The 22,420-nt window shown below is 62.2% G+C and carries 21 protein-coding genes; 18 read left to right on the top strand and 3 right to left on the bottom strand.

What is annotated here, in order from left to right:
* The first annotated feature begins 41 nt into the window (after nucleotides 1-41).
* The 12 genes from LOY69_RS23630 to LOY69_RS23685 all read left to right on the top strand — a co-directional run bounded on the left by LOY69_RS23630 (nucleotide 42) and on the right by LOY69_RS23685 (nucleotide 11,991).
* On the top strand, nucleotides 42-797 hold the full coding sequence (locus tag LOY69_RS23630) for a DeoR/GlpR family transcriptional regulator (protein ID WP_011063123.1): 756 nt from the start codon (nucleotides 42-44) through the stop codon (nucleotides 795-797).
* A 278-nt stretch (nucleotides 798-1,075) separates the two neighbouring features.
* A complete protein-coding gene (glpD, locus tag LOY69_RS23635; RefSeq protein WP_265073665.1) occupies nucleotides 1,076-2,614 on the top strand; it encodes a glycerol-3-phosphate dehydrogenase in 1,539 nt (512 codons plus the stop codon).
* Nucleotides 2,615-2,977: 363 nt separating this feature from the next.
* Complete coding sequence (locus LOY69_RS23640; protein ID WP_102860472.1) at nucleotides 2,978-3,892, top strand: glutamate/aspartate ABC transporter substrate-binding protein; 915 nt, start codon at nucleotides 2,978-2,980, stop codon at nucleotides 3,890-3,892.
* A gap of 191 nt (nucleotides 3,893-4,083) precedes the next feature.
* A complete protein-coding gene (locus LOY69_RS23645; protein ID WP_102860471.1) occupies nucleotides 4,084-4,830 on the top strand; it encodes an amino acid ABC transporter permease in 747 nt (248 codons plus the stop codon).
* Nucleotides 4,830-5,501, top strand: coding sequence for an amino acid ABC transporter permease (locus LOY69_RS23650; RefSeq protein WP_102880754.1), 672 nt, complete (start codon nucleotides 4,830-4,832; stop codon nucleotides 5,499-5,501). Before LOY69_RS23645 ends, LOY69_RS23650 begins: the two co-directional genes overlap by 1 nt.
* Nucleotides 5,498-6,232 (top strand): amino acid ABC transporter ATP-binding protein, encoded by a 735-nt coding sequence (locus LOY69_RS23655; protein ID WP_102860470.1) that lies wholly within the window; start codon nucleotides 5,498-5,500, stop codon nucleotides 6,230-6,232. The genes LOY69_RS23650 and LOY69_RS23655 overlap by 4 nt, the downstream gene beginning before the upstream one ends.
* Nucleotides 6,233-6,364: 132 nt before the next feature.
* Nucleotides 6,365-8,266, top strand: coding sequence for a sensor histidine kinase (locus LOY69_RS23660; RefSeq protein ID WP_213665882.1), 1,902 nt, complete (start codon nucleotides 6,365-6,367; stop codon nucleotides 8,264-8,266).
* Entirely contained in the window at nucleotides 8,263-9,588 is a 1,326-nt protein-coding gene (locus LOY69_RS23665) for a sigma-54-dependent transcriptional regulator (RefSeq protein ID WP_102880756.1), read from the top strand. Before LOY69_RS23660 ends, LOY69_RS23665 begins: the two co-directional genes overlap by 4 nt.
* Before the next feature lie 161 nt (nucleotides 9,589-9,749).
* Nucleotides 9,750-10,088, top strand: a complete 339-nt coding sequence (locus LOY69_RS23670; protein WP_102860467.1) for a GlpM family protein — start codon at nucleotides 9,750-9,752, stop codon at nucleotides 10,086-10,088.
* A gap of 178 nt (nucleotides 10,089-10,266) precedes the next feature.
* A complete protein-coding gene (locus tag LOY69_RS23675; RefSeq protein WP_102880757.1) occupies nucleotides 10,267-11,187 on the top strand; it encodes an arginase in 921 nt (306 codons plus the stop codon).
* Nucleotides 11,184-11,558 (top strand): EamA family transporter, encoded by a 375-nt coding sequence (locus tag LOY69_RS23680; RefSeq protein WP_102880758.1) that lies wholly within the window; start codon nucleotides 11,184-11,186, stop codon nucleotides 11,556-11,558. The genes LOY69_RS23675 and LOY69_RS23680 overlap by 4 nt, the downstream gene beginning before the upstream one ends.
* 31 nt (nucleotides 11,559-11,589) lie before the next feature.
* Entirely contained in the window at nucleotides 11,590-11,991 is a 402-nt protein-coding gene (locus tag LOY69_RS23685; RefSeq protein ID WP_025129629.1) for an EamA family transporter, read from the top strand.
* Between the two features lie 106 nt (nucleotides 11,992-12,097).
* On the opposite strand, the gene LOY69_RS23690 is transcribed toward LOY69_RS23685, so the two are convergent.
* A complete protein-coding gene (locus tag LOY69_RS23690; protein ID WP_265073666.1) occupies nucleotides 12,098-12,964 on the bottom strand; it encodes a fatty acid desaturase family protein in 867 nt (288 codons plus the stop codon).
* 103 nt (nucleotides 12,965-13,067) lie between these two features.
* Entirely contained in the window at nucleotides 13,068-13,838 is a 771-nt protein-coding gene (locus LOY69_RS23695) for a MipA/OmpV family protein (RefSeq protein WP_249735707.1), read from the bottom strand.
* Nucleotides 13,839-14,067: 229 nt separating this feature from the next.
* Between LOY69_RS23695 and LOY69_RS23700 the strand changes: the two genes are divergently transcribed.
* The 6 genes from LOY69_RS23700 to LOY69_RS23725 are packed head-to-tail and all read left to right on the top strand — an operon-like array spanning nucleotide 14,068 to nucleotide 21,311.
* Nucleotides 14,068-14,763, top strand: a complete 696-nt coding sequence (locus tag LOY69_RS23700; protein WP_102860463.1) for an HAD-IB family phosphatase — start codon at nucleotides 14,068-14,070, stop codon at nucleotides 14,761-14,763.
* Nucleotides 14,756-16,150, top strand: a complete 1,395-nt coding sequence (locus LOY69_RS23705; protein ID WP_102860462.1) for an aspartate aminotransferase family protein — start codon at nucleotides 14,756-14,758, stop codon at nucleotides 16,148-16,150. The genes LOY69_RS23700 and LOY69_RS23705 overlap by 8 nt, the downstream gene beginning before the upstream one ends.
* The gene (locus LOY69_RS23710) at nucleotides 16,147-17,013 is read left to right on the top strand and encodes an alpha/beta hydrolase (RefSeq protein WP_102880761.1); all 867 of its coding nucleotides are present in this window, start codon (nucleotides 16,147-16,149) and stop codon (nucleotides 17,011-17,013) included. Before LOY69_RS23705 ends, LOY69_RS23710 begins: the two co-directional genes overlap by 4 nt.
* A gap of 14 nt (nucleotides 17,014-17,027) precedes the next feature.
* A complete protein-coding gene (locus LOY69_RS23715; RefSeq protein ID WP_265073667.1) occupies nucleotides 17,028-18,155 on the top strand; it encodes a GNAT family N-acetyltransferase in 1,128 nt (375 codons plus the stop codon).
* Nucleotides 18,152-19,924 carry a sensor histidine kinase gene (locus tag LOY69_RS23720; protein ID WP_102880763.1) on the top strand — a complete coding sequence of 591 codons (1,773 nt, stop codon included), beginning with the start codon at nucleotides 18,152-18,154 and terminating at the stop codon, nucleotides 19,922-19,924. The genes LOY69_RS23715 and LOY69_RS23720 overlap by 4 nt, the downstream gene beginning before the upstream one ends.
* On the top strand, nucleotides 19,914-21,311 hold the full coding sequence (locus LOY69_RS23725; RefSeq protein ID WP_265073668.1) for a sigma-54-dependent transcriptional regulator: 1,398 nt from the start codon (nucleotides 19,914-19,916) through the stop codon (nucleotides 21,309-21,311). The genes LOY69_RS23720 and LOY69_RS23725 overlap by 11 nt, the downstream gene beginning before the upstream one ends.
* Nucleotides 21,312-21,361: 50 nt before the next feature.
* On the opposite strand, the gene LOY69_RS23730 is transcribed toward LOY69_RS23725, so the two are convergent.
* Nucleotides 21,362-22,396, bottom strand: a complete 1,035-nt coding sequence (locus tag LOY69_RS23730) for an alpha/beta fold hydrolase (RefSeq protein WP_102880765.1) — start codon at nucleotides 22,394-22,396, stop codon at nucleotides 21,362-21,364.
* Between the last annotated feature and the right edge of the window lie 24 nt (nucleotides 22,397-22,420).

Consider the following 22,420-nt stretch of genomic DNA (forward strand, 5'->3'; position numbering starts at 1 on the left):
CATCATGGGCAAATTTTGCACGGCAGCCCAAAGGAAGCCCCATGAATCTGCCTCCCCGTCAGCAACAAATCCTCGATCTGGTCCGCGAACGCGGGTACGTCAGCATCGAGGAATTGGCCCAGCTGTTCGTTGTTACCCCGCAAACCATCCGCCGCGACATCAACCAGCTGGCGGAAGCCAATCTGCTGCGCCGCTATCACGGCGGCGCGGCCTATGATTCCAGCGTCGAAAACACCGCCTACGCCATGCGCGCCGATCAGATGCGCGACGAAAAGCAACGCATCGGTGAAGCCGTTGCCGCGCAGATCCCCGATCACGCCTCGTTGTTCATCAACATCGGCACCACCACCGAGTCCATCGCCCGCGCCCTGCTCAACCACAGCCACCTGAAGATCATCACCAACAACCTGCACGTGGCCTCGATGCTCAGCGCCAAGGACGATTTCGATGTGCTGCTCACTGGCGGCAATGTGCGCCGTGACGGCGGCGTGGTCGGCCAGGCCAGCGTCGACTTCATCAATCAGTTCAAAGTGGATTTCGCCCTGGTGGGCATCAGCGGTATCGACGAAGACGGTAGCCTGCTGGACTTCGACTATCAGGAAGTACGGGTATCTCAGGCGATCATCGCCAACGCCCGACAAGTGATCCTCGCCGCCGACTCCAGCAAGTTCGGGCGCAATGCCATGATCCGCCTGGGTCCCATCAGCCTGATCGATTGCCTGGTCACCGACCAGCAACCGGTACCGGCCCTGACCCAACTGCTCAACCAGCACAAGATCCGCCTCGAAGTGGTCTGACCCCCTCCTCCCCTCCCGGATCCGGCTGTGTCCGAACGCCGCCCAGCAAGGGCTGCATCGTTTTCGGAATCGACACGGCCGATCACTCGCACACAGTCAAAGCCCGCGGCAGCGACTACAGTTACCCCTCGTTAATGTTCGTAAACTTTCCTTTCAGGGCATTTCGATCAGTTTTTTCAATCGAAACTTGCTGGATACGCCCTTCTTTATGCGCTAGTATTTTCGAAAATGAACATTAATGTTCGAATTCAAATATCAAAGCAACACGAGGCCTGTCGATGCCCACTTCTACCTTGCCCGCGCGCCCTCTCTCCGAGGTTTACGATATCGCCGTCATCGGCGGTGGGATCAATGGTGTTGGAATTGCCGCGGATGCGGCAGGTCGCGGCTTGTCCGTGTTCCTTTGCGAAAAAGACGATCTGGCCAGCCACACCTCGTCGGCCAGCAGCAAGCTGATCCACGGCGGCCTGCGCTACCTCGAACATTACGAGTTTCGCCTGGTGCGCGAAGCCCTGGCCGAACGTGAAGTGCTGCTGGCCAAGGCCCCGCACATCGTCAAGCCCATGCGTTTTGTCCTGCCGCACCGGCCGCACCTGCGCCCGGCCTGGATGATTCGTGCCGGCCTGTTCCTATATGACCACCTGGGCAAGCGCGAAAAACTCGCCGGCTCGCGCAGCCTGAAGTTCGGCGCCGACAGCGCCCTGAAGGCCGAGATCACCAAAGGCTTCGAATACTCCGATTGCTGGGTCGACGATGCCCGCCTGGTGGTGCTCAATGCCATGGCCGCCCGGGAGCACGGCGCCCACGTGCATACCCAGACCCGTTGCGTCAGCGCCCGGCGCAGCAAGGGCCTGTGGCAGCTGGAACTGGAGCGTGCCGACGGCAGCCTGTTCTCCATCAGCGCCAAAGCCCTGGTGAACGCAGCCGGCCCCTGGGTCGCCAAGTTCATCAAGGATGATCTGAAGCTGGAATCGCCTTACGGCATCCGCCTGATCCAGGGCAGCCACCTGATCGTGCCCAAGCTGTACGAAGGCGAGCACGCACACATTCTGCAGAACGAAGACCAGCGTATCGTCTTCACCATTCCCTACCTCGATCAGTTCACCCTGATCGGCACCACCGACCGCGAATACACCGGTGATCCGGCCAAGGTGGCGATTACCGAAGCGGAAACCGATTACCTGCTGCAAGTGGTCAATGCGCACTTCAAGAAGCAACTGAGCCGCAGCGACATCCAGCACAGCTACTCCGGGGTTCGCCCACTGTGCAACGACGAATCCGACAACCCTTCGGCGGTGACTCGCGACTACACCCTGGCCCTTTCCGGCACTGGCGAGGAAGCTCCGCTGCTCTCGGTGTTCGGCGGCAAGCTGACCACCTATCGCAAGCTGGCGGAATCGGCCATGGCGCAACTGGCGCCTTACTTCAAGCAGGCCAAGCCCAGCTGGACTGCCACAGCCACCCTGCCCGGCGGCGAGAACATGAGCACGCCACAGGCCCTGGCAGAAGCCATCCGCAAGAAATTCGACTGGGTGCCCAGCCAGATCGCCCAGCGCTGGGCCAGCACCTATGGCAGCCGCAGCTGGCGCCTGCTGGAGGGTGTACACAGCCTCAGCGACCTGGGCGAGCACCTGGGTGGCGGCCTCTATACTCGTGAAGTGGATTATCTGTGCGCGGAGGAATGGGCACTGAAAGCCCAGGACATCCTCTGGCGCCGGAGCAAACTCGGCCTGTTCACCACCGTGGCGCAACAGCAGCAACTGGAAGACTACTTGCAGAAGGTCGAGCACAACCGCGGCAAGATCAAGGCCGCCTGAGTAGCTCGGATAGACAAAGCCCCTGCGCCCTAAGGTTCAGGGGCTTTTTTGTGGGCGACGCATTGAACGTTTCGCCAGCACGCCGACTCCTACAGGTGCCGGATGCGCATTCGGTTTTCCGAACGCAGCACCGAAAATGATTCGGATAACCGGATAATCCGCAGTAAAAACCTTCGCAACAAATATTTAATAGCTTTTAAAATCAAGGTGTTACCTATAAACAATGGGTCTGGCACGACTCATGCTCTACACTGTGCGACGAATGCCTGTCGTGCCAACACAACAGGAGCCGTCAAGGCATTCGCTGTATAAAAGAGCCGTCGAACTGGCTTCATAAAAAAAACAAATGTCGAGGAAATATTGATGCGCATCGTTCCCCATCTGTTGGGCGCAGCTATCGCTGCCGCTCTGATTAGCACTCCAGTTTTCGCAGCCGAACTCACCGGCACACTGAAGAAAATCAAAGAATCCGGCACCATCACCCTCGGACATCGCGACGCTTCCATTCCGTTTTCCTACATCGCTGACGCTTCCGGCGTGCCAGTGGGCTACTCCCACGACATCCAGCTGAAAATCGTCGAAGCGATCAAGAAAGACCTCGACATGCCTGACCTCAAGGTCAAGTACAACCTGGTTACCTCCCAGACCCGTATCCCACTGGTGCAGAACGGCACCGTCGACGTCGAGTGTGGTTCCACCACCAACAACGTGGAACGTCAGCAACAGGTCGACTTCTCCGTCGGCATCTTCGAAATCGGTACCCGTCTGCTGTCCAAAAAGGACTCGACCTACAAAGATTTCGCTGACCTCAAAGGCAAGAACGTGGTGACCACCGCTGGCACCACTTCCGAGCGCATCCTCAAGGCGATGAACGCCGACAAGCAGATGGGCATGAACGTGATCTCCGCCAAGGACCACGGTGAGTCGTTCCAGATGCTGGAATCGGGCCGCGCTGTGGCCTTCATGATGGACGACGCGCTGTTGGCCGGTGAAATGGCCAAGGCCAAGAAGCCTGCCGACTGGGCCGTGACCGGCACTCCTCAGTCCTACGAAATCTACGGCTGCATGGTGCGCAAGGGCGATGCCCCGTTCAAGAAAGCCGTGGATGACGCCATCGTCGCCACCTACAAGTCGGGCGAGATCAACAAGATCTACGACAAATGGTTCCAATCGCCGATCCCGCCAAAAGGCCTGAACCTGATGTTCCCGATGAGCGACGAGCTCAAGGCCCTGATCGCCAACCCGACCGACAAAGCGGCTGACGACAAGAAGTCCTGATTCCTGACTAACCTTATCTCCTGAAGGGGTCCTGCCCTTTCAGGAGCCTGTCACTACCTGCTGGCATTTTTTGGAAACACTCGAACCGGTGGTTGTCGAGCCGCTCGTGTGTGCCTGATCGTCATGATCAGGCGGGAACGGACGTCCCCAGGCGGGTGCTTGTACATCGAACGATCTGAGGGGTAACCCTAATGAATTACAACTGGGACTGGGGCGTATTCTTCAAGTCCACCGGTGTGGGCAGCGAGACCTATCTCGACTGGTTCATCAGCGGTTTGGGCTGGACCATCGCCATCGCCGTGGTGGCCTGGATCATCGCGCTGCTGCTGGGGTCGATCCTGGGCGTCATGCGCACCATACCGAACCGTCTGGTGTCGGGCATTGCCACGGTCTACGTGGAGATTTTCCGTAACGTGCCGCTGCTGGTGCAGCTGTTCATCTGGTACTTCCTGGTGCCGGATCTGCTGCCGGCCAACCTCCAGGAGTGGTACAAGCAGGACCTCAACCCGACCACCTCGGCCTACCTGAGCGTTGTCGTGTGCCTGGGCCTGTTCACCGCCGCACGGGTTTGCGAGCAGGTGCGTACCGGCATCCAGGCGCTGCCACGTGGCCAGGAATCCGCCGCTCGTGCCATGGGCTTCTCGCTGCCGCAGATCTACTGGAACGTGCTGCTGCCCCAGGCCTACCGGATCATCATTCCGCCGCTCACCTCGGAATTCCTCAACGTCTTCAAGAACTCCTCCGTGGCGTCCCTGATCGGCTTGATGGAACTGCTGGCCCAGACCAAACAGACCGCCGAGTTCTCGGCCAACCTGTTCGAAGCCTTCACCCTGGCTACCCTGATCTACTTCACCTTGAACATGAGCCTGATGCTGCTGATGCGCCTGGTCGAGAAAAAAGTATCGGTCCCCGGCCTGATCTCCGTGGGAGGTAAATAATGGAATTCGACTTCTCGGGCATCATCCCGGCCATTCCCGGCCTGTGGAACGGCATGCTGATGACCCTCAAGCTGATGGTCATGGGCGTGGTGGGCGGGATCATCCTCGGCACCTTGCTGGCACTGATGCGCTTGTCCCACAACAAGCTGCTGTCGAACCTGGCCGGTGCCTACGTCAACTACTTCCGCTCGATTCCGCTGCTGCTGGTGATCACCTGGTTCTACCTGGCGGTGCCGTTCGTGCTGCGCTGGATCACCGGCGAAGACACCCCGATCGGTGCGTTCACCTCCTGCATCGTGGCCTTCATGATGTTCGAAGCGGCGTACTTCTGCGAAATCGTCCGTGCCGGCGTGCAGTCCATTCCCAAGGGCCAGATGGGCGCTGCCCAGGCACTGGGCATGAGCTACAGCCAGACCATGCGCCTGATCATCCTGCCTCAGGCGTTCCGCAAGATGACTCCGCTGCTGCTGCAGCAGAGCATCATCCTGTTCCAGGACACCTCCCTGGTGTACACCGTGGGCCTGGTGGACTTCCTCAACGCCTCGCGTTCCAGCGGCGACATCATCGGCCGCTCCAATGAATTCCTGATCGTTGCCGGTCTGGTGTATTTCACAATCAGCTTTGCCGCCTCGCTGCTGGTCAAGCGTCTGCAAAAAAGGTTCGCCGTATGATCTCTATCAAGAACATCAACAAGTGGTATGGGGACTTCCAGGTGCTGACTGATTGCAGCACCGAGGTCAAGAAAGGTGAAGTGGTGGTGGTCTGCGGGCCGTCCGGCTCGGGTAAATCCACCCTGATCAAATGCGTCAACGCCCTGGAACCCTTCCAGAAGGGCGACATCGTGGTCGATGGCACCTCCATCGCCGACCCGAAGACCAACCTGCCGAAACTGCGTTCTCGCGTGGGCATGGTGTTCCAGCATTTCGAGCTGTTCCCGCACCTGACCATCACCGAGAACCTGACCATCGCGCAGATCAAGGTCCTGGGCCGCAGCAAGGAAGAGGCCACCAAGAAAGGCCTGCAACTGCTGGATCGCGTCGGCCTCTCCGCCCATGCCCACAAGCACCCGGGCCAGCTGTCCGGCGGCCAGCAACAGCGTGTGGCCATCGCCCGCGCCCTGGCCATGGACCCGATCGTCATGCTGTTTGACGAACCCACGTCGGCCCTGGACCCGGAAATGGTCAACGAGGTGCTGGACGTGATGGTGCAACTGGCCCAGGAAGGCATGACCATGATGTGCGTGACCCACGAAATGGGCTTTGCCCGCAAAGTGGCGAACCGGGTGATCTTCATGGACAAGGGCCAGATCATCGAAGACTGCCAGAAAGAGGAATTCTTCGGTGACATCAGCGCCCGCTCCGAACGTGCCCAGCACTTCCTCGAGAAGATCCTGCAGCACTAAACCTGTGCTTCTGTAGGAGCCGGCTGGCCGGCGAAGGGGACGCACCGGGCTCCCCTATCGCCAGGTTCGCCCGCTTTGCCGGCCAGCCGGCTCCTATGGACACCGCACAGTGGTTGACCCAAGGCATCTGTGATGAAATGCGACCCCACTCTCTATCGCGCCGCGCCGCCATCACTCGCCGTGAAACCCCGCCTGATCCGTCACCTGTTCCTGCCGCCCCTGGTCATCCTGCTGATGATCGGCCTGGGCTACGTCGGCTTCTGGATCAGCGAACACAATGGCATTCGCAGCCTCAGTGAAAATGGCGAACGCCAGCTGGAACTGCACGCCCGCGCCGTAGAAAGCGAGATCAGCAAATACACCTATCTGCCCAGCCTCCTGGAACTGGAGTCCAGTGTCTCCAGGCTGCTGGCCGATCCCTCGCCGGAGCACCGGCAAACCGTCAACCAATACCTCGAAGGCCTGAATCGGCGCAGCCGCAGCCGGGCCATCTATGTCATGGACACCACCGGCCGGGTGCTGGCCACCAGCAACTGGCGCGATGTCGACAGCTACCTGGGTGAAGACCTGTCCTTCCGCGCCTACTACCAGAACGCCGTACGTGGCCAGCCCGGACGTTTCTACGGCATCGGCAGCACCAGCGGCGAGCCCGGCTACTACCTGGCCCACGGCCTGGAAGAACACGGCAAGATCATTGGCGTGGCGGTGGTCAAAGTGCGCCTGGAGGCCCTGGAGGAACGTTGGCAAAGGGCCCGCCTGGAAGCCTTCGTCAGTGACGAGAACGGCATCATCATTCTCTCCAGCGACCCGGCGCGACGACTCAAGTCGGTCCGCCCGCTCAGCGACGACACCAAGGAACGCCTGGCCCGCAGCCTGCAGTACTACTGGTTCCCCCTCAACGAACTGGAACCCCTGGCCCGGGAACGCCTGGCCGAAGGCGTGGAGAAGCTGACCTTTCCCGCCAATACCGAACTGGTATCCGATGACAAGGCCATCAGCTACCTGTCCCAGACCCGGCCGCTGAGCGACACCCCGTGGAACTTCACCCTGCTCACCCCGTTGCAGGACCTGCGCCGGGAAGCCATCAACCAGGGCATCCTGGTGGCCGTGGCCTTTGCCCTGGTGGCCTTCCTGCTGATCGCCTGGAATGAACGGCGCAAGGTCATCGCCACCCGCCTGGCCGCCCGAGAAGCCCTGCAGGAAGCCAACAGCCAGCTGGAGCGGCGGATCACCGAACGCACCGCCGACCTGCGGGCCAGCAACGAGCGCCTCAAGGGGCAGATCCGCGAACGCCGCCAGGCCGAAGAGACCCTGCGCCGGGCCCAGGACGAACTGGTCCAGGCCGGCAAGCTGGCGGCCATCGGCCAGATGTCTACCAGCATCGCCCACGAGTTGAACCAGCCGCTGGCGGCGCTGCGCACCTTGTCCGGCAACACCGTGCGCTTTCTTGAGCGCGGCGCCCTGGACACCGCCAGCGCCAACCTCAAGACCATCAATGAACTGATCGACCGCATGGGCCGCATCACCGCCAGCCTGCGCTCCTTCGCCCGCCGCGGCGACGACCAGGGCCAGGCCAGCCTGGACAAGGCTGTGGACGCCGCCCTGCAACTCCTCAACGCGCGCATCGAACCCTTGCCCCTGCAACTGCACCGAGCCTTCACCGAACAGACCCTGCAGATCGACCAGACCCGCCTGGAACAGATCCTGGTCAACCTGATCGGCAACGCCCTGGACGCCATGCAGGCCCAACCGGCGCCGGAGCTGTGGCTGGAAGGCGAGCTCGGCGACGGCAAGTATCGCCTGCGGGTCCGCGACAACGGCCATGGCATCGATCTTGAGGCGCGCAAGCACCTGTTCGAACCCTTCTTCACCACCAAACCCGGCGAACAGGGCCTGGGCCTGGGCCTGACCCTGTCCGCCAGCCTCGCCGCCGCCACCGGCGGCAGCCTGGGGGTGGAACATCCGGCAAGCGGCGGCACCGCCTTTGTCCTCAGCTTGCCCCTGGCAAGCCCCAATCAAGCCGAGCCGATATGAACAACGAGCTGACCGTGCTGATCGTCGAAGACGACCCCCATGTCCTGCTGGGTTGCCAACAGGCCCTGGCCCTGGAAGACATTCCCTGCATCGGCGTGGGCAGCGCCGAAGAAGCCCTGGCCCAGGTCGGGGAGAACTTTCCCGGCATCGTGGTCAGTGATATCCGCCTGCCGGGCATCGATGGCCTGGAACTGCTGACCCAACTCAAGGCCCGGGATCGCAGCCTGCCGGTGGTGCTGATCACCGGTCACGGGGATATTTCCATGGCCGTGGGGGCAATGCAGAAAGGCGCCTACGACTTCATGGAGAAACCCTTTTCTCCCGAGCGTCTGGTGGACGTGGCCCGCCGCGCCCTGGAACAACGGGGACTGGCCCGGGAAGTGACCTCCCTGCGCCGCCAGTTGGCCGAACGCAGTTCCCTGGAGGGACGGATCATCGGCCGCTCGCCGGCCATGCAGAACCTGCGGGAGCTGATCGCCAACGTCGCCGACACTTCGGCCAACGTGCTGATCGAGGGCGAAACCGGTACCGGCAAGGAACTGGTCGCCCGCTGCCTGCACGACTTCAGCCGCCGCCACCAACAACAGTTCGTCGCCCTGAACTGCGGCGGCCTGCCGGAAAACCTCTTCGAAAGTGAAATCTTCGGCCATGAGGCCAACGCCTTCACCGGCGCCGGCAAGCGCCGTATCGGCAAGATCGAGCACGCCCACCAAGGCACGCTGTTCCTTGATGAAGTGGAAAGCATGCCGATCAATCTGCAGATCAAGCTGTTGCGGGTATTGCAGGAGCGGACCCTGGAGCGCCTCGGATCGAACCAGAGCGTGGCCGTGGATTGCCGGGTGATCGCGGCCACCAAGTCGGACCTGGACGAACTGAGCCGGGCCAAGGCATTTCGCAGCGACCTGTATTACCGCCTCAACGTGGTGACCCTGGAACTACCGCCCCTGCGCGAACGCCGCGAGGACATCCTGCAACTGTTCGAACACTTCCTGCAGCAGTCGTCCCTGCGTTTCGACCGCACCGTGCCAGAGCTGGACAACCAGACCCTATCGACCCTCATGAGCCACGACTGGCCGGGCAACGTGCGCGAGTTGCGCAACGTCGCCGAGCGCTTTGCCCTCGGTCTGCCGGCGTTCAAGAAGTCCGGCAGCAGCAACGCCCAGGGCCTGGGTTTCGCCGAAGCGGTGGAAGCCTTTGAACGCAACCTGCTGAACGATGCCTTGCAGCGCAGCGGTGGCAACCTGACCCAGGCCAGCCAGGAACTGGGCATGGCCAAGACCACGCTGTTCGACAAGGTCAAGAAATACGGCCTGAGCCACTAGGCTCTGTACGAAAAGTTTTGAGACGAAGGTCAGGCAAGGCGAAAACGGTCGAGGAAGCGGAGTTTACGGGTTGTAAATGAGCATTCCGAGACCGTTTTCAACGCAGCATCACCGAGTATCAAGGCTTTTCGTACAGAGCCTAACCCAAGGCGCAAACATTTATGGATCTATTATTGAAGGCCGCCCTGGGCGCGGCGGTGGTGGTGATTCTGGCGGCCCTGGCCAAAACCCGGAACTACTACATCGCCGGCCTGGTGCCGCTGTTCCCGACCTTTGCCCTGATTGCCCACTACATCGTCGGCAAGGGCCGTTCTCTGGATGACCTGAAGACCACCATCCTGTTCGGCATGTGGTCGATCATTCCCTACTTCGTCTACCTGGCGACGCTCTATGTAATGGTCGATCGCCTGCGCCTGGAAGCCTCCCTGGCGGTGGCCGCCGTGGCCTGGTTGATTGCCGCCACCCTGCTGGTCAGCGTCTGGGTCCGCCTCCACGCCTGAGCCCCTAGCATTCCCGTAGGAACGAGCTTGCTCGCGAAGCCTGCGCCGCGGTCTCTCGCCGGCAACCTGGCCACGACCCTGGCCCGACCCTTGCATTTACCCTGTAAAGCCCGCCCAGCCTGCGTTTTCGCCTGATCACGCAGTTTTCTGGAGGGCGCTGCCATGGGTAAAGAACACCTTGAACATCTTAGATCTCGACCACAGCCTGACCGCCCAGGAGCCCATAGTCCGGCGCCTGAAAAGCGGCCAGGCGCGACGCCTGGACCTGCTGGACCTGGGCCCCAAGCTGCGACTCTGGTCCACCGAACGCACCTACCGTCATTTCCGCGAACGCCTGGGCCAACGCCCCCGGCACAGCGGCCCGCAACCGGAAATCTTCTTTGTCGGCTCCGGCGACTATCACCACCTGACCCCGGCCTTTCTCTACGATCTGCCCGAACCGATCAGCCTGATCCACTTCGACAATCACCCGGATTGGGTGCGCTTCGCCCCCCGCCGGCACTGCGGCTCCTGGGTCAACCGGGCGCTGCAGCTGCCCAATATCCAGCGCATTGTCACCCTGGGCCCGTGCAGTGAAGATCTGCACAACCCGCAACTGCGAGGCGGCAACCTCGGCGCCCTGAAGCACGGCAAGCTGCAGCTGTTTCCCTGGCAGCACGCGCCGTCCAAGGTCTGGGGCCGGGTCGGCGATGGCGCCGGGCACCAGCAACAGGAAAACCACCTGCACTGGCGCAATCTGGCGGACCAGGACTGGGCCGCCTTCCTCGCGCAAATGATCGACAGCCTGCCCACCGCAGCGGTGTGGATCACCATCGACAAGGACGTGCTGGCCAGCGAAGACGCCGCCACCAACTGGGACCAGGGCGGCATGCGCCTGACCCACTTGCTGCAAGCGATACGCGAACTGGCGGCGCGCAAGCGGGTGCTGGGCATCGATGTCTGCGGCGAGTTCGCCAAACCCGCCTTCAGCAATGCCTTCAAACGCTGGGAAGCCAAGTCGGACCAACCTCCGGCCGAGCGCTGGAGCCAGGACGACCTGCTGCGCAACTCAGTGACCAATGAAGCCCTGATCTCGCTGTTCGAGGAGCTGTTCCCGTGACCTTGACCGTTGTTCTGCTAGTCGCTTTTTCCATTGTGCTGGACGTCATCGGCCAGCTCTGTTTCAAGCTCGGCCTGGACCGCCTGCCGGAGCTGGACGGCGGTTTTCGCCTGAATGCCTTCTGGGGCCAGGTGTTCAACGCGCCCCTGCTGTGGTGCGGTATCGGGGCCTATGTGATCGAGTTTTTCGTCTGGCTCGAAGCCCTGTCCCGGGCCCCTCTGAGCCTGCTGTTTCCGGCTGCGGCCCTGGCCTATTGCGGCGTGGTACTGGCGGGCAAGCTGGTGCTGGGCGAGACCGTCAGCCGTCGGCGCTGGATGGGCACGCTGGTGATCACCGCCGGGGTGATGCTGGTGTGCGTGGCCAGTACCTGAGCCTTATTCAACGAATAGAAGGAAACCTTTCATGAGTTCGAACACCTCCCACGGCTGGCTGCACGAGCGTCTGGGCACCATCGTGCTCTGGGCCCTGCTGATCGGCTTCGAGAGCGCCGGCCAGATCGCTACCAAAGTTGGCGGCGACCAATTGGGGCAGATGGATTTCAACCTGCAATGGCTGGCGGCGGTAGCGGTCAATCCGGGCGTGTTGCTGGCAATTGCCTGCTATATCGGCGCGTTTTTCGTGTGGATGCTGATCTTGCGTCGCAGCAGCCTGTCCCTGGCCTTCCCCTTGAGCTCCCTGGTCTTTGTCGTGGTGCTGCTGGGCTCCTGGCTGGGCCTGGGCGAACAGATCAGCCTGCTGCACTGGGTCGGGGTCTTGGTGATCATCGGCGGGATTGCCCTCTTGGCGGAGGGTGAAGAGGCCTGAGGGCCTCTTTGCTACAGCGAAGGGATGTTGTGTAGGAGCCGGCTTGCCGGCGAAGGCGATCTTGCCGGCCCCTTCGCTGGCAAGCCAGCTCCTACAGCCACGGGGTTTAGGCCTTGCGGTGGGCAACCAGGAATCCCAGGCCGTGGGACACGGGAATCACTTTCACCCCCGCCGCCCGCTGCTGTTCGCGGATCTCGCGGTGGAAGGCCTTGACCTTGGTCCAATGCATTTTCGGCCGGTAATGGTGCTCGGCGTGATAGCCGTTGTTCATCCAGATCAGGTTGTACAGCGGGCTGTAGGAACTCACGCCCCAGGCAATCGGCAGGTCCGGATTGCCCCCCAGGTGCTCGTAGTAGCCATTGAGCGAAGACAGCGACTGCCCCAGGTACCAGAACGGCAGCAGCACCAGCACCGCATGCCAGTCATACAGCGCCAGGGCCAGATAGAACGCCACTGTGGCGCCGATTTCCACTTTTACCCAACGAGCATCGTCAGGCCGTTTGCGCTGCATTTCCTGATAGATCTCCTTGGGATCGTCACGGAAAAAGCTCAGAAAAGTGTAGGCCCAGGGATTGTCCGGTTGGCCATTCTTGCCATGCAGGTAGATCGACAGCGGGTCCACAGTCTTGCCGTGGGCGTCCGGCAGGTCGGAGTTGCCCCGGTGATGGCGGTTGTGGATATCGCGGTACAGGGTCTGGGAGAAACCTATGGTCACCGACAGCAGCAGATCGAAGGCGCGGTTCATCCACCCGGGGGTGAAATAGGCGTTGTGGATCTGGTTGTGGGAAATGCTGTTGATGCTCCACGACAGGCTGACTGAATACAGCAGCGCTGCCGGGATGATGAACCACCAGGACAGGGCGTGGAAATCCAGCACCAGCCACAGGACGAAGGCGAAATGCGCCACGGCCATGACAATCGGAATCAGGTCCCAAAGGGAATAGGCCAGTAGACGGTAGGCAGGTCGAGCCATGAAGAACTTCCTAAGAAATTGAGTGCATGGCCGTCATTGCAAAGGCCAGACCAGTTTTCCCTGGAAGCGCCGCAGGCCGGGGGGCGGCCTGCAGCAACGCGCCTCAGAACTTGTAGCTGACGGCGGTCTGCACCTGGCCCTGGTTGACTTCGCCCCGCTGGCGAACAATGGAGCTGTTCGCTGCGGAGTTGACCAGACGGATCCAACTGGCGCTGGCCACCAGCGACCAATTGTTGCCCAGCGGCACCTGGATGTTCTGGCTCAGGCTGAAGTTCTGCAGGCCACCGCCGGCACTGTAGCGATCGATACCCGAAGCCAGGGCTTCCTTGGCGTTGACGCCAAAGAAGGTCTGACTCTGGCGGGCGTCGGCAAAGTGCAGGGTCAGGTTATTGCTGCCGATGATGCCCATGCCCAACGGATAGCCGATCTCCCCTCCGACCTTGCCCAGCATGCCGCCCTGGCCACCGGCACCGCCGACGGCCTGGCCCACGGCGGCGAACACCCGCCAGAAGTCGTCCGGGGCGTATTGCACGAAAGCCCCGACATCGGCCATGTCGCGCACATCCCGCAAGCCGCGCAGCTCACCATCGGCGTTACGTCCCTGCAGGTAGTTGATATAGGGGCCGGCGCTGAAACCATTGCCCTTGAACGCATCCCAGGTCAGGCCGTCGTCGGTACTGAGGCTGACATCGCCCCAGTCCAGATCCAGGTACGGCAGCGGCACAGTGTCATAGCGGCTGCCCGTGGGGTCATGGGGTTGATAGCCGACACCCAGACCGAGTTCGCCCGTGATGTCGGAATCGGCAAAGGCACTACAGGCAACGGTCAGCGACAGCAGGCCGGCGAGTAAAGCAGGGGAAGAAAGCCGAGGCATGAATGAGTTTCCTTGTCTGAACATGCGCGCATCAATCATCAGAGCGCCCCTGGAACGCAAGCACTGATGTTGTTTGTAGCGACCTACAAAATTTGTAGCAAGAACGCTACAAATCTCCTGCCGCCCTCGCCAGAGGCCCAGCCCTGCTGGGTTTTCGCAACTTGGCACAGTCCCTGCTCTACCCCTGTCGCAAGCGCAAACAGCGCTCTTATTCAACAGGTAACAGCAGATGATGCACTGGCATATCGTATGTGACTTCGACGGGACCATCTCCCGCGCCGACGTGATCGATAACGTTCTCCAACGCTTCGCCGACCCGAGCTGGGAAGGCATAGAACAGGAATGGCTGGACGGTCACATCGGCTCCCGAGAATGCCTCAGTCGCCAACTGGCCCTGGTCAAGGCTTCGCCCGCCGAACTGCTGGGCTACTTCGACAGTGTCGAAATCGACCCGGACTTCCCCGACTTCGTCGATCACGTGATCGGCCTGGGCGCTTCCATTGAAGTGGTCAGTGACGGCATCGAGCAAGGCATCGCCCGCATCCTGGCACGCAACTACGTGACCCTGCTGCCGATCCTCGCCAACCGCCTGCGCCAGGTCGACCACAACAGCTGGCGCATCGACTTTCCCTACGCCAGCGACGCCTGCCGCGCCGCCTCCGGCAACTGCAAGTGCAAATCCACGCCACGGGGCAAACGCGTGCTGGTGATCGGTGATGGCCAGTCGGACATGTGCGTGGCTACCACCGCCGACTTCGTCTTCGCCAAGGATCGCCTGGCCGACTACTGCGAACGCAACAAGATTCCTCACGCTCGGTTCGACTCCTTCGCCGAACTGCCGGCGCTGTTGGCAAAACTGCCGAACAACGCGGCCAACGCCACCCATTTCTCCCTTGAAACCCAGGAACTCTTCCACCATGTCTGATATCCGCATCGCTACCGCCGAAGACCAGATCCTTCTGGAAAAAGAAGCCAAGTACTGCTCCTACGGCGATACCGTTCACTACATCGAACCCCCGCGCATCTTCAGCCGCTGCGAAGGTTCCTACGTCTGGGACACCAGCGACCAGGCCTACCTCGACCTGCAGATGTGGTACTCGGCGGTGAACTTCGGCTACGCCAACCCGCGCCTGAACAATGCCCTCAAGCAACAGATCGACACCCTGCCGCAGATTGCCAGCCAGTACCTGCACAAAGGCAAGATCGAGCTGTCGGAAATGATTGCCGTGGACGCCAAGAAGAAGTTCGGCCTCGACGGTCGCGTGCACTTCAACGTCGGCGGTTCGCAGTCGGTCGAGGACTCGCTGAAAGTGGTGCGTAACGCCACCAACGGCAAGAGCCTGATGTTCGCCTTCGAAGGCGGCTACCACGGTCGTACCCTGGGCGCCTCGTCGATCACCTCCAGCTACCGCTACCGTCGCCGCTACGGCCACTTCGGCGAGCGCGCGCAGTTCATCCCGTTCCCGTACCACTTCCGCGGCCCTAAAGGCATGACCAAGGAAGAGTACGGCAGCCACTGCGTGCAGCAGTTCGCCCGCCTGTTCGAGACCGAATACAACGGCGTGTGGGACCCGAAAGTCGGCCAGAGCGAATACGCCGCCTTCTACGTCGAGCCGATCCAGGGCACCGGCGGCTACGTGATCCCGCCGATGAACTTCTACAGCGAGCTCAAGCAGGTGCTGGACCAGCACGGCATCCTGATGGTGGTGGACGAAATCCAGATGGGCTTCTATCGCACCGGCAAGCTGTGGTCCATCGAGCACTTCGACGTCCAACCCGACGTGATCGTGTTCGGCAAGGCGCTGACCAACGGCCTCAACCCACTGGGCGGCATCTGGGCCCGTGAAGAGCTGATCAACCCGGGCGTGTTCCCGCCAGGCTCGACTCACTCCACCTTCGCCTCCAACCCGCTGGGCACCGCCGTGGGCCTGGAAATGTTCAAGATGACCAGCGAGATCGACTACGGCGCGATGGTCATGGAAAAGGGCAAGTACTTCCTGGCCGGCCTGCAAGACCTGCAGAAGCGCTACCCGATCATCGGCGATGTCGACGGCCTGGGCCTGGCGCTGCGCTGCGAAATCTGCACCACCGACGGCTTCACCCCGGACAAGGCGACCCTGGACTTCATGGTCGAGGAAGGCATGAAGGGCGACATCGAGATCGACGGCCAGCGCCTGGGCCTGATCCTCGACGTGGGCGGCTACTACAAGAACGTCATCACCCTGGCCCCGTCGCTGGAAATCAGCTACGCGGAAATCGATCTGGGCATCGCACTGCTGGACCGCCTGCTGGACCGGGCCATGAAGCGATGAGCGCCGCTGAGATCGATCTGGGCGAAGGCGACGCCGGCTTCGTTCTCGGCACGGGTCCGGTCGGGGTCTTGTTGATCCACGGCCTGACCGGCACCCCGACGGAACTCCGTCGGGTGGCCCAGGGCCTGGCCAAGGACGGAACGTGCACGGTGTACGTTCCGACCCTGCCCGGGCACTGCGGGGACAACAGCGACCTGCAGGCCACCGGCTGGCAGGACTGGTACGAGGGCGTACGCAAGACCTTTGTCGGCGTGCAACAGCGTCACGAGCAAGTGTTCGTCGGCGGTCTGTCCATGGGCGCCGTGATGTCCATGTACCTGGCGTCCGAGCATCCGGGGCAGATCAGCGGCCTGCTGATGTATTCCACCACCCTCAAGTACGACGGTTGGAGCATCAACAAGCTGGCGTTCCTCACCCCGTTGCTGATGAAGATTCCCTTCGGCGTGCACATCTGCCGCTTCGAGGAAAAGCCGCCCTACGGCATCAAGAACGAACGCCTGCGGGCCATTGTCGAGAAACAGATGAAGGCCGGCCAGAGCAGCGATGCAGGCCTCTTGACCATGGAGGGCGTGACGGTGCGCGAGTTGCACCGGATGAACGCCGTGGTCAAGAAACGCATGCCTTCGATCATGACCCCGGCCCTGGTACTGCACTCCAGCGAGGACGACATCACCAGTCCGTGGAATGCCGACTACGTGGAGCGCAAGCTCGGCGGCCCGGTGACCAAGATCCTCCTCGACAACTGCTATCACATGATCACCGTGGACCTGCAATACCAGCGGGTGATCGAGTTGAGCGTGGACTTCATCCAGCAGCGAGTGGTTGCACCTGCGGTGCGCGAAGACTATCGCCAGCTGGCATGACTTAAGGAAGATACGTGATTACCGCCCAAGCCTTTTCCACCATCCAGGCCATTGAACGCAGCGCCTGGAATGACTGTTTTCCAGACGCCCTGGAGGATTGGGACTACTACCTGGCCGTGGAAAAAGCCGCCATCGCCGACTTCCAGTGGCGCTACCTGGCGATCTACGAGGGCTCGACCCTGGTGGCGGTAGCGCCGGCCTTCACGACTCAGTATCGGCTCGACACCACGGTCTCCGGCCTGGCCAAACGCTTCACCGAACGCCTGGCACGCCAGTGGCCAGGTGCCCTGGAGCTGCGCCTGTACGCCATCGGCTCGCCCGTGGCCGAACAGTGCAGTGCCGGCACCGCCAGCCATGTTCCCCTGGAACGTCGTCAGGCGTTGCTGGAGCAGTTGTTGCAACTGGCCCGGCGCGACGCCGACAGCTTCGGCATCGGCCTGATGGCGGTCAAGGATGCCCCCAGCAGCGACCCGCAATGGGCCGCCAGTTGCCGGGCCGCCGGCCTGCAAGCCATGCCGAGCCTGCCCAGCGCGCTGCTGCCGGTGCCCTTCGCCTCGATCGACGCCTATCTTGGCACCCTGGGCAAGTCCACTCGCAAGGACCTGCGGCGCAAGCTGCGCGCCCCGGCGCCGCGCATCGAGTGGCGGCGGCAGATCGACGACGTGCTGCCCGACATCATGCGCCTCTACGAAGCCACCCTGGAACGCAGCGACCTGCAGTTCGAGCGCCTGCCGGCGGCCTATTTCACCGGCATTCTCGAACAACTGGACCAGCGCGCCGCCTGCGTCCTGTACTGGGTCCAGGACCAACTGGTGGCCTTCAACCTGGTACTCATCGACCAGCATCGGCTGATCGACAAATTCTTCGCCCACGACTTGAACGTCACCCGTGAGCACAATCTGTACTTCCGCAGTTGGCTGGCCAACGTCGACTACTGTATCCAGCAGCACATTCCCCTGTACGAGTGTGGTCAGGCCGGTTACGCCAGCAAGTTGCGCCTGGGTTGCCAGTTCACCGGTAACATGTTGTTTTTCCGACATCGCAATCCCTTGCTCAATGCCCTGCTCAAGGTGATAAAACGCTTTGTCCGTCCGGATCGCTCCGACCCCGCCATGGCTGCTGCAATAAGCGAAAGTACATGACCAGAAAAGATCGTCGCCCGCCCCGCCCTTTTGCCATCTCCCGCTGGAGCCTGCAGCGCAAGCTGGTGTTGGCGTTCTGGCTGGTCAGTGTGATTCCCACCATGATTGCCGCGGAGCTGGCGGCCACCACGTTGTCGGAGATTTTCGACAGCAACGTGCGCATCTGGCTGCAGGAATCCACCAAGATCGTCGAGGACGAGATCACCGAGATCCTCCATGACAACGCGCGGATCGCCCAGCTGTTCCTGCGCTATACGCGCCCGCCCACGGACCGCAATGCAGCCAAGCATGACAAGCTCACCGCCGATATTGCCGACTCCATGGGCATCGACGTGGTGGCGCTGATCCGCAAGAGCGACCACAAGGTGGTGTTCACCACCGCCGCGGACGACGTGGTGGGGCAGATCAGCACCGCTTCCAACGCCGTCCTGCAGACCATCCAGGTGGGTGGCGTGGCCACCGGGGCGGTGGTCTCGACCTTCCAGACCCAGCTCGACGGGGTCGACTATCAGCTGTTGATCGCCACCTACCTGGACGCCAGCTTCCTCACCAGCGTGGCCGATGTGCACTCCCTGGACCTGCGCCTGTACCTGGCCAAGGCCGATGATTTCTCGGAGATCTTCGCCACCCAGCGCTTCGAGGACCATCCCCCCCGCGTGCCGCACAAGATCGAAGACATCCTGCGCGCCACCCGCCAGCCCACCGAGCAGTTCACCAGCCGCTACAGCGGCCTGTACCGGCCGATCTTCAACGACAGCGGCGATCTGGTGGGGGTAATTTTCAGTGGCCTGCTGCGCCACAGCAGCCTGGTGGGCCTGGTTAACCAGAGCAACCTGTTCATCCTGATCTTCCTCCTCAGCTCGGCCGCCTCGCTGTGTGTCGGCTGGCTGGTGTCGCAACGCCTGACACGGCCGCTGCGGGGCCTGTCCAAGGGAGTCCAGGCGGTGATCGCCGGCGACTACCGGCAGCGGGTGCCGGTGATCGGTGGCGACGAACTGGCGGAGCTGAGCAGCACCTTCAACCACATGAGCGAGCGCCTGGGAGAACTGCAGCACCTGGAGGGCCAGTTGCGCCGTCGCGATCGCCTGCATGCCCTGGGCGAGGTGGCCATGGGCCTGGCCCATGAAATCCGCAATCCGCTGGGCATCATCAAGACCGCCACCCAGTTGCTGCACCGTCGGGCCAACCTGCCGGAAAACGACAAGCGCCACCTGGAATACGTGATCAGTGAAGTCAGCCGGATCAACGACCTGATCACCGACTTTCTCGACTTCGCCAAGCCCAGCGCGCCCATTCGTGCCACCCAGGCGGCACGCCCGCTGGTCGAGGAACTGCTGGGCTTCTGCACCCCGGAACTGGCGACCCACAATATCGAAGCGCGGATCGACGACCAGGCACCGGGTGCGACCATCCATGCCGATGCCCGGCAGCTCAAGCAGGCCTGCCTGAACCTGATCCTCAACGCCATCGACGCCATGCCCGAGGGCGGCCGCCTGACCCTGGGCATCGCCCAGCAGGAAGACGAAACCATCCTCAGCGTCAGCGATACCGGCCAGGGCATCGAGCCGGACATGCTGGAACGCATCTTCACCCCCTTCGTCACCACCAAGGCCTCGGGCACTGGCCTGGGCCTGGCGAAAGTCTTTTCGATCATGGAAAGCCATGACGGCCACATCGAGTGCGTCAGCGAAAAAGATGCCGGCGCCACCTTCAGCCTGTACATTCCGGCCAACGGTGAAGAGGACGACGAGGACACTGATGACGCATAACCTGCTGGTGGTCGATGACGAACCCAAACTCTGTGACCTGCTGTCTTCGGCCTTGAGCCAGAACGGCATCCAGGTGTTCACGGCGGGCAATGGCCTACACGCCCTCAAGGTGCTGGAGCAGGAAGACATCGACCTGGTGATCAGCGACTGGCGCATGCCGGGCATGGACGGGCCGCAACTGCTGGCAGAAATCAAGCAGCGCTACCCGAACCTGCCGGTGATCGTGATGACCGCCTACAGCACGGTGAAGAACGCTGTGCAGTCCATGCGCAACGGCGCCTACGACTACATTGCCAAGCCCTTCGATATCGATGAGCTGGACATCACCGTCAGCAAGGCCCTGCAGTTTCGCGACATCCTCAAAGACAACCAGCGCATGCGCGCCGAGCTCGACGAGCACCAGCAGTTCGACAGCCTGGTGGGCGACAGCCCGGCCTTTCGCCAGGTACTGCAGGCGGTGGACTCAGTACGCGAGAGCAGCGCCACCATTCTCCTGACCGGAGAAAGCGGCACCGGCAAGGAGATGGTCGCCCGGGCCATCCACAAGCACGGCAATCGCGCGGACAAACCCTTTGTCGCCGTCAATTGCGCGGCCATTCCCGAAGGCTTGCTGGAAAGCGAGATGTTCGGCCACCGCAAGGGTGCCTTCACCGGCGCCGTGGCGGACCGGGTCGGACGCTTCCAGCAGGCCGACAAGGGCACCCTGTTTCTCGATGAAGTGGGCGACATGCCCCTGGCCTTGCAGGCCAAGATCCTCCGCGCCCTGCAGGAACGCGTGATCGAGCCGGTGGGCGATCCCCGGGAGCGCAAGGTCGATGTGCGGGTGATCGCCGCGACCAACAAGAACCTGCTGGAAGCCGTGGCCAACAAGGAGTTCCGCGAGGACCTGTACTACCGCCTCAACGTCTTCCCCATTCCCTTGCCGGCGCTGCGCGAGCGGGTCGAGGACATCGCTCCACTGGCCCGCCACTTCGCCCACAGCCTGGGGGCCACCGCCGGCAAGCGCATCACGGGCTTCAGCCCCCAAGCCTTGCAGGCCATGGCCTCCTACACCTGGCCAGGGAACATCCGCGAACTGCAGAACTGCGTGGAGCGGGCCACCATCGTCGCCCGCGCATCGGTCATCGAAGAAAGTGACCTGCCAGGCTATCTGTTCGACACCCCACCAGCAGGAACCGAGGGCAGCGTGGCCCTCAGCGTCGGCCCACAAGTGCCCAGCGACCTGGACGCGGCCCTGGCCGAAGTGGAGCGGGCCTACATTCTCGCGGCCCTGCACCAGAGCAACGGCGTCCAGGCGGCAGCGGCGCAGATGATCGGCATTTCCGAACGCAGCTTCTGGTACCGCCTGAAAAAGCTCGGCATTCAGGTAGACAAGATCATTCGTTGAGCGGGGGTTGCCTCATTCGCCGGCAAGCCGGCTCCTACTGGCGCATGACCTCACAGCACATTCGCGCTATCCACCGGCTCGATCTGGGCCCAGTGGGAAGTGTCTTCGCGATGGTTTTGCAGGTATGGCAGCACCGCCGCCAGCAAAGGCGCCTTGAAGGCGTCCTGGAAACGATGGGCCAACCCCGGAATCAGCTTCAGCTGGCTGCCCTGGATCTGCGCCGCCAGGTGCACCCCATGCATCACCGGCAACAGCGGATCGGCGGTGCCGTGCACCACCAGCGCCGGCACCCGCAGTTGCTTGAGCAAGGCCACACGACTCGGCTCGGCGAGGATCGCCATGATCTGGCGCTTGACGCCCTCCGGGTTGAACGCCCGGTCATAGGACAACGCAGCCTGATGCAGCAGGACCTGACGGTCATCCGCGACCTTCGGGCTGCCCAGGGCCGCCAGCAGGTCCGCCTGCTGCTCCAGGGCGGCTTCACGGTTCGGTGCATTGCGCCGGGACAGCAATTGCACCAGCGCCTCGTTCGGCGCCGGCAGGCCTTCGGCCCCGGAACTGGTCATGATCAGCGTCAGGCTCTCGATTCGTTGTGGCGCCATGGCCGCCAGATGCTGGGCAATCATGCCGCCCATGCTCGCCCCCAGCACATGGAACTGCTCGATGTGCAGGGCATCCATCAACCCCAGGGCATCATCGGCCATGTCGCTCAGGGTATAAGGCGCAGCCACGGGCAGGCCGAGCTTGTAGCGCAGTACTTCGAAGGTCAGGTTGGCGCTGGCCGGAGCCTGGCGCCAGGTGGACAGGCCGACGTCGCGATTGTCATATCGAATCACCCGAAACCCTTGCTGACACAAGGCCTCCACCACTTCGTCCGGCCAGTGGATCAATTGTCCGCCCAGGCCCATGACCAGCAGCAATGCCGGATCGGAACTTCGACCGATGCTTTGGTAGGCCAGGCTCACCTGCGCCAGGTCGACCCGTTGCGTGGGTACGTTGACATCGCAGCGCGAGGCCGCAAAAGACAGCTGGCCGAGCAAAAGCCCGGCCAGCAGGATGACAGTGGAAAACAATCTTGCCCGCATGGAAAACACCGAAACGCAGAACCC

The sequence above is a fragment of the Pseudomonas sp. B21-059 genome, from assembly GCF_026016285.1.
Classification (GTDB): domain Bacteria; phylum Pseudomonadota; class Gammaproteobacteria; order Pseudomonadales; family Pseudomonadaceae; genus Aquipseudomonas; species Aquipseudomonas danubii.

Excerpts from the sequence above, each read along its gene's own strand:
- LOY69_RS23630 (WP_011063123.1), top strand. The coding sequence starts at position 42 with ATGAATCTGCCTCCCCGTCAGCAACAAATCCTCGATCTGGTCCGCGAA.
- glpD (WP_265073665.1), top strand. The coding sequence starts at position 1,076 with ATGCCCACTTCTACCTTGCCCGCGCGCCCTCTCTCCGAGGTTTACGAT.
- LOY69_RS23640 (WP_102860472.1), top strand. The coding sequence starts at position 2,978 with ATGCGCATCGTTCCCCATCTGTTGGGCGCAGCTATCGCTGCCGCTCTG.
- LOY69_RS23645 (WP_102860471.1), top strand. The coding sequence starts at position 4,084 with ATGAATTACAACTGGGACTGGGGCGTATTCTTCAAGTCCACCGGTGTG.
- LOY69_RS23650 (WP_102880754.1), top strand. The coding sequence starts at position 4,830 with ATGGAATTCGACTTCTCGGGCATCATCCCGGCCATTCCCGGCCTGTGG.
- LOY69_RS23655 (WP_102860470.1), top strand. The coding sequence starts at position 5,498 with ATGATCTCTATCAAGAACATCAACAAGTGGTATGGGGACTTCCAGGTG.
- LOY69_RS23660 (WP_213665882.1), top strand. The coding sequence starts at position 6,365 with ATGAAATGCGACCCCACTCTCTATCGCGCCGCGCCGCCATCACTCGCC.
- LOY69_RS23665 (WP_102880756.1), top strand. The coding sequence starts at position 8,263 with ATGAACAACGAGCTGACCGTGCTGATCGTCGAAGACGACCCCCATGTC.
- LOY69_RS23670 (WP_102860467.1), top strand. The coding sequence starts at position 9,750 with ATGGATCTATTATTGAAGGCCGCCCTGGGCGCGGCGGTGGTGGTGATT.
- LOY69_RS23685 (WP_025129629.1), top strand. The coding sequence starts at position 11,590 with ATGAGTTCGAACACCTCCCACGGCTGGCTGCACGAGCGTCTGGGCACC.
- LOY69_RS23690 (WP_265073666.1), bottom strand. The coding sequence starts at position 12,964 with ATGGCTCGACCTGCCTACCGTCTACTGGCCTATTCCCTTTGGGACCTG.
- LOY69_RS23695 (WP_249735707.1), bottom strand. The coding sequence starts at position 13,838 with ATGCCTCGGCTTTCTTCCCCTGCTTTACTCGCCGGCCTGCTGTCGCTG.
- LOY69_RS23700 (WP_102860463.1), top strand. The coding sequence starts at position 14,068 with ATGATGCACTGGCATATCGTATGTGACTTCGACGGGACCATCTCCCGC.
- LOY69_RS23705 (WP_102860462.1), top strand. The coding sequence starts at position 14,756 with ATGTCTGATATCCGCATCGCTACCGCCGAAGACCAGATCCTTCTGGAA.
- LOY69_RS23710 (WP_102880761.1), top strand. The coding sequence starts at position 16,147 with ATGAGCGCCGCTGAGATCGATCTGGGCGAAGGCGACGCCGGCTTCGTT.
- LOY69_RS23720 (WP_102880763.1), top strand. The coding sequence starts at position 18,152 with ATGACCAGAAAAGATCGTCGCCCGCCCCGCCCTTTTGCCATCTCCCGC.
- LOY69_RS23725 (WP_265073668.1), top strand. The coding sequence starts at position 19,914 with ATGACGCATAACCTGCTGGTGGTCGATGACGAACCCAAACTCTGTGAC.
- LOY69_RS23730 (WP_102880765.1), bottom strand. The coding sequence starts at position 22,396 with ATGCGGGCAAGATTGTTTTCCACTGTCATCCTGCTGGCCGGGCTTTTG.